Source organism: Enterobacter sp. CCUG 70166 (genome assembly GCF_020224095.1).
Taxonomy (GTDB): Bacteria; Pseudomonadota; Gammaproteobacteria; order Enterobacterales; family Enterobacteriaceae; genus Enterobacter; species Enterobacter intestinihominis.
This window is the reverse complement of the sequence record NZ_NRIQ01000091.1, coordinates 1-5759: the sequence shown is the minus strand read 5'-3', so window position 1 is coordinate 5759 and position 5759 is coordinate 1. Positions and strand designations below refer to the sequence as shown.

8 protein-coding genes and 1 pseudogene are annotated in these 5759 nt (G+C 58.3%); all 9 read left to right on the top strand.

Translation table 11 applies throughout. From position 1 onward, the window contains the following. The first annotated feature begins 10 nt into the window (after window positions 1-10). Window positions 11-283 carry a DUF905 family protein gene (locus CKK19_RS25045; protein ID WP_032656168.1) on the top strand — a complete coding sequence of 91 codons (273 nt, stop codon included), beginning with the start codon at window positions 11-13 and terminating at the stop codon, window positions 281-283. 43 nt (window positions 284-326) lie between these two features. Beyond that, window positions 327-692, top strand: a complete 366-nt coding sequence (locus tag CKK19_RS25040; RefSeq protein ID WP_063854425.1) for a hypothetical protein — start codon at window positions 327-329, stop codon at window positions 690-692. 67 nt (window positions 693-759) lie between these two features. Further along, the gene (locus tag CKK19_RS25035; RefSeq protein WP_063854426.1) at window positions 760-2772 is read left to right on the top strand and encodes a ParB/RepB/Spo0J family partition protein; all 2013 of its coding nucleotides are present in this window, start codon (window positions 760-762) and stop codon (window positions 2770-2772) included. Further along, entirely contained in the window at window positions 2669-3244 is a 576-nt protein-coding gene (gene psiB / locus CKK19_RS25030; protein WP_225455263.1) for a conjugation system SOS inhibitor PsiB, read from the top strand. The genes CKK19_RS25035 and psiB overlap by 104 nt, the downstream gene beginning before the upstream one ends. Further along, complete coding sequence (locus tag CKK19_RS25025) at window positions 3241-3972, top strand: plasmid SOS inhibition protein A (protein ID WP_063854428.1); 732 nt, start codon at window positions 3241-3243, stop codon at window positions 3970-3972. Before psiB ends, CKK19_RS25025 begins: the two co-directional genes overlap by 4 nt. Beyond that, window positions 3969-4199, top strand: a complete 231-nt coding sequence (locus tag CKK19_RS25020) for a hypothetical protein (RefSeq protein ID WP_047024591.1) — start codon at window positions 3969-3971, stop codon at window positions 4197-4199. The genes CKK19_RS25025 and CKK19_RS25020 overlap by 4 nt, the downstream gene beginning before the upstream one ends. Then, window positions 4196-4420: a hypothetical protein gene (locus tag CKK19_RS25015; RefSeq protein ID WP_074174463.1), complete on the top strand. Its 225-nt coding sequence runs from the start codon at window positions 4196-4198 to the stop codon at window positions 4418-4420. Before CKK19_RS25020 ends, CKK19_RS25015 begins: the two co-directional genes overlap by 4 nt. A gap of 191 nt (window positions 4421-4611) precedes the next feature. Next, a pseudogene (locus CKK19_RS25010) lies at window positions 4612-4764 on the top strand (DUF5431 family protein); the annotation flags it as partial. Next, window positions 4709-4831 (top strand): type I toxin-antitoxin system Hok family toxin, encoded by a 123-nt coding sequence (locus tag CKK19_RS25005; protein WP_223256846.1) that lies wholly within the window; start codon window positions 4709-4711, stop codon window positions 4829-4831. The pseudogene CKK19_RS25010 and the gene CKK19_RS25005, both read left to right, overlap by 56 nt. Window positions 4832-5759: the final 928 nt, after the last annotated feature.

Genomic DNA, 5759 nt, shown 5'->3' with positions numbered 1-5759 from the left:
GAAAACCAGGATGCACACACAAAACGTCAACGTCAAAACCGCCGCTCAAGAATCTTCCAGGAAGATGGGGGAAGAACAAAACCCTGTTTCTGTCGCACGGGAGTGGGTGGCTCAGGCCACTGCGCTGAAAGCGGGTGTCACCGTCACCCTGTCCGATGTGTCCCGATACGGCGACGTGCAGGTGGAGATCCGCACCAACGGAACGCTTAACTGGCGCGCCTGGTCGTTTGAACCGGATTTTCTTTTTGAACTGAAGCGCAACCTGCAATACGTGCAGATGTAACCGGAGGCCGGAAGTCCGGCCTTAACCCAGAGAAGGAGGAACCATGCAGAACCTTAACACCCGCCAGACGACCAGAAAGGTCGGGCAGAGCACCGAAATCGTGAAGCTGCTCCGTATTCAGGCCAGCGACACTCACGTGGTCGAGTTTGACAACGTGGACACCCGTTTTAACGACTGCAACAACTGGCAGGTGATGGCAGGAGGCAAACGTGTCCTGTTCAGCAACCGCATGTATGAGCGTTTTTCAGATGTGAAATCGGGGATCGTGGCAACGATCAACGTGTGTGAAAACAGCGGCCGCGTAACGGATAAAGCGATGCTGGAAGGGGCAAAAGTCATGATGCAGGTTCTGGATGGCTATCCGTCCTTTGCGGCACTGGCAGCACACCCGAAACGCATTACTGGTTAACCGAGTGCCGTGACCGGAAGGCAATCCGGCCACGGCTAACCACAACTATCACTGAGAGGTAAAAATCATGGTCGCCACTAATACTACGGCAAAAAAACCAGCCAGGACCACCCGCCAGACAAAATCTGCGGAAAAAATCGCGCAGTCTACCGAGCAGAAGCTCGTCCAGCTGCTCGCTGATACGCCCGTGCAAATTTTCCCGTACTCCCGCCTGTCACGCACTGACTTAAACACGCGCATCATTCCGCATACCGATCAGGAAGTGGAAGAGATGGCAGACAGCATTCAGGCAATGGGCATCCTGCAAAACCTGATCGGTGCAGAACTGCCGGACGGTACGATCGGTATTGTCGGCGGGGAAGGTCGCCGCAGGGGCACAGGCATTCTGGTGATGCGCGGTGTGCTCGATGCAGACACGCCGTTTGTTCCGGTGAAAGTCCTGCCCGTGGAGATGGCGGTGGCGGCCTCGATGATCGAGAACGGTCGACGTAAAAACATGCATCCCGCCGAGCAGATTATCGGTTTTCGTACCCTTCAGCAGGAAGGTAAAACGGCTTCTCAGATCGGCGCACTGATGGGCTATCACCCGCGCCACGTTCAGCGCTGCCTGAAGCTGGCGAATCTTGCCCCCTCCCTGCTGGATGCGCTGGCGCGGGATGAAATCTCCCTTGAACAGTGTGAAGTCCTGACACTTGCTGATACCCATGAGCGTCAGGAGCAGGTCTGGAAAGAGGCTGTTGAACAGTGGCGCGATCCTGCCGTACAGACTCTGCGCAAAATGGTGACTGACGACAAGATGGCCATCAGTCACCCCATGTTTGAGTATGTGGGCGAGGAAGCCTATACCGCCGCTGGCGGTACGCTGACCGCCGATCTGTTCAGCGACAAGGACAGCACCTTTGCCGATGCGGCGCTGGTGAAATCTCTGCTGGCTGGCAAGCTCACCGTGCTCGCCGCCCGCGTTAAGCAGGAGCAGGGCTGGGGATGGGCTGAGTTCCGTATGACGGAACTGCGCTCCAGCGGTGAGGACGGTGAACTGTACCGTTTTGCCATGCCGAAAGCTGTCCTGACGGAAGAAGAACAGAAGCGCGTCAGTGAGCTGGAAGAACAAATGGAAGCTACTGAAACCTACGATGACGACTACGAGCTTCAGCAGCAGATCGATGACATTTACTGCGAGGCGCAGTACCGCGAAGCCACGCCGGAATTTCGCGCCGCGCACGGTATCTGGGTGTCATGGGATGGTGACAATTTTCGGGTTCAGCCTGGTATCCGCAGGCTGACCGACGAAGACCGGGCAGCAGAAGAACAGGCGCGTCAGGAACGTGAAAACAACGTGATCAGACACACCACGCCTGAAATTCCTGCTGACGCCTATCCGGCAACGCTGGTTAAGGCAATGTCTGCGGAGCGCACTCTCGCCGTTCAGGCGGAACTGGCGGGTCGCCCCGATGTTTCGGTGGCGCTACTGACGTGGACACTGTGCCTCAGTATGTTTGACCGCAGCTACGGTAAACGCAGCGAACCGCTGAAAGCCTCCGTGTCCTCGAATCAGTATCACCTTGCATCACTGGCTCCATCCGGTGAAGAAGGGAAGGCGCTGACGGCGCTTAAAGCACAGAAAGAGGCGCTTCAGGCAACGCTGCCCGAAAACTGGCATCTCGATTTCACCTGGCTGCTGTCATGGTCAGCAGAGCAGGTGAACACCCTGCTGGGATTCTGTGCAGCGCACGGTATCAACGGTATTCAGGAACGTATGTATAACCATACGCAGAAAAGCGAACTGGACGGGCTGGAAGAGGCGCTGGATTTTGACCTGCGTAAGTGGTGGCAACCGGGTGCAGAGAGCTACTTCGGCAAGCTCACCATCGCCCAGATTGGCAAAGCCTACGAAGAAGCCGGACTGAGTGCCCGCGCCGGAGAGATTGTGAAGCTCAAGCGCCGCGATGCGGCGAAGGCCGCCGAACAGGATCTGAATGCTCAGGGCTGGCTGCCTGACTGGATGGTGCGCCCTGCGCCAGCCGCTGAGGCTGAAGAAGCCACTGAATCCGACGCTGATACCACTGATCACGCTGCTTAATACCGGAGGCCGCCGCCTTCGGGCGGCGGGAACAGATATGACCATGCAATATGACCTGAACCGAATCAACACCCTGACCGCCACAGACCTGGAGTTTATCCGTCAGCAGGGCGAGGACGCGCGCCGCGCCCTCAGCGATGCCGTGACCGGCCTCCTGTCGACACCTGAAGGATGGCGCGTCTGCGCCGAGTTCCGCAGCGAGTTCGGCGGCTTCTTCCCCGTCCAGTGCCGCTTCAGCGCGGACGGCAGTGATGACTGGCATCTGTGCGTGTGCAGCCCCGGCGAAGTCTCGCCTTACTGGCTTCTGGTGCTGCTCTCCTCCGGCGGGGAAGTCGTGCGTACCCTTTACCAGAGCGACACGCTCCAGCCCGACCGGATCAGTCAACTGATCGCGCAGATGGCAGGTATGCGCCGCTTTAACTGCACTGCCAGCACCGTGGCGAACCTGATGAGCGGGGAGGTGACAGCATGATCCCGTCCTCACACGCGCTCGTTTCCCTGAAGCCAGCCCGTCAGGCTGCAATACAGGCTATCAGCCATGTTGAGTCTGCCCGCGAACGCGGTGCACGGCTGCCCGCCATGCCGTATGTGCGTACTTTTCTGCGCCTTCTCACGGGCAGCGGACGCCTCAACGCCACGGTTGCTAATAAAATACCTGGCCTGCACTGGGTGCCAAATAACCGTCATTCGAACCTGAAACAGGTCGAGGAGGCACTTAACACGATGATTGCCACCAGTGGCGAAGCCTGCCCGCTGCCGCTCACGACTGACGTACAGGCCGAACTGTTTCCTGAAGTCATGCACACCCGCACGGGGCGACGGCTGCACAGGTCCGGCATTAAGACCACGCGCGAACTTCGCCGTCAGTCTCGTGAGTATGAACAGCGCTGGAAACTGCGCCAGAATCTGCTGGAGCAGGCGAAAATCGACCTGAATTTTCAGTCTCCGCAAACCGTCTGTACCTGGTACACCCGGTGGAGCGACGAGTTTGACGCGGCAGAGCTTGCCGGACCGTTCTGGCGCTGGCAGTCGCGGTTCGCGTCGCTGAAGGAACTTGACTGGCTTCGCATCAGCGGCGAGCCGCTGTATGCAGTGATGTACGAAATCCCGTTTATCGTGCGGGAGACTCCGGAGCCTGTCCGTACTGCTGAGCGCTGGCAGGTACCGAACAAGCTGCGATACCAGCAGGGGGGCGAATGAGAAATAACCCCTGCAAGACGGAGCTGAAAGTCGCCCGTAGCCAGCGTAACAAGCTCCGTACCATGTCTGCAAAGCTGAAAGAGATGTGCTGCGAGTGGGACGGACTCAGTGGCTGGCTGGAAACCGAAAGCGAGCAGCTGGCTGTGAGTATAGACAGGCATCTTGAGGCGCTCGAAGACCAGATCCGCGAGTGGTCAGAAGGTACGGATAACCGGGAGGGATATTGAGCATTATCAGCCGAAGGTTCGACAAAAAAGAAACGGGTACCGTGTTCCGGCATGCTGAAAGCGGGAAGATCCTGTACCGTCTTGATGCCCGGCTGGAGCGGGATGACTGGGAAATGTTGCAGGCGATGATCAGCCTAATCTATAACGCCGGCGTGGCCGCCGGAAGCGAACAGCGAGCCGCTGAAATTCGTGAGGCACTGGGATATTCAGGAACTGGTTGACGCGGCAAAACGATGAGGATTTATACAGTTTTCAGACTGTTATTCCTGGGCAGATGATCGACAACGGGATATAATGGCGATGGCGCTTGAGGCTTTTTGTCTCATGACGTGAAGGTGGTTTGTTGCCGTGTTGTGTGGCAGAAAGCAGAAAGCCCCGTAGTTAATTTTCATTAACCCACGAGGCCCACTGAATGTCTAGTCAACACCAGTATGGCCTCTTACCGTGCAATTTGCAAGGAGGAGTAAACCATGAAACTGCCGCGAAACGCCCTTATCTGGTGCGTATTAATCGTGTGTATAACGCTCTTAATATTCACATGCCTGACCCGGAACCGCTTATGCGAACTCCGGCTAAAGGACGGGGACAGGGAGGTCGCGGCAAGCCTGGCTTACGAATCCAACGGTAAGTAGCAACCTGGAGGCGGGGGAAACCCCGCCTTTTCAGGAGCTGAGTTGGCCTGATATGCCTGAAGCGCCTTTATGAAGGGGTTGCCGGTTCGCCGGTAGCCCCTTTTTCCTTCCCGACGCGACCGCACGCCTGAACCTGCGGGAAGGGCTGTTCCCCTTCGGGGAACGGGGGAAGGGGGACGCGCCTCCGGCGCTGCCCCTCTGCTCCCTCTGCCTGATCCTCCCCCCTGCCTGTTCTGCCTGTCCTGCCTGATTTTGTTGAATTCGTAACTCCGCGAGCTACCTGCTCATACCTGGCTTCGGCCTGGTGTGCCCGATATTCTTTAGCCTGTACGTCATATCCGGCGTCCTGCCGGTTAACTTTGTCAGCTGCAGCTGCATGGCCATACCCCGAAAACAGGGCAGGGCGATGGCCCCCTTCGGCTCCCGGCCAGCGCTGCTGTCCGGTCGTCGAGCCCCACTCCGCCAGGGCGGCCGCTGCGCACCCGCCGGGCTCCGCCGAACCCCTCCGGGTTTCGGGCCATACGGCTAGGGTCTGATGGCGAAGGTCAAAGGCTGCGGCTTCTCCGGCCGTGCCGTCCGGAACGCCTTCACCGCGCCGGCTGATGCCGTCGCTTTAATGGCGCCACGCCGTTCCGACGTGTCGGGTGTGTGCATCCTGTTCCCCTGGTGAAGCCATCCCCCGTGCGTCCTCACGCGGAGGGCTGGTCGTAGCACCGTCGGGTCGTCATCCAAGGGGTGAAATGCACTCCGCCAAAACTTTTTGCGTGCCGCAAAAACTTTAGTCTCCGCCCCTTTCCTTCCTCCCTTCGCCGTTGCTCCTTTGCCCTTTGCCGCGAGAGAACTCACCAGGGAGATGGCCAGCCATCACCACAGGAGAAAACCAGGATGCACACACGAAACGTCAACGTCAAAACCGCCGCTCAAGAAT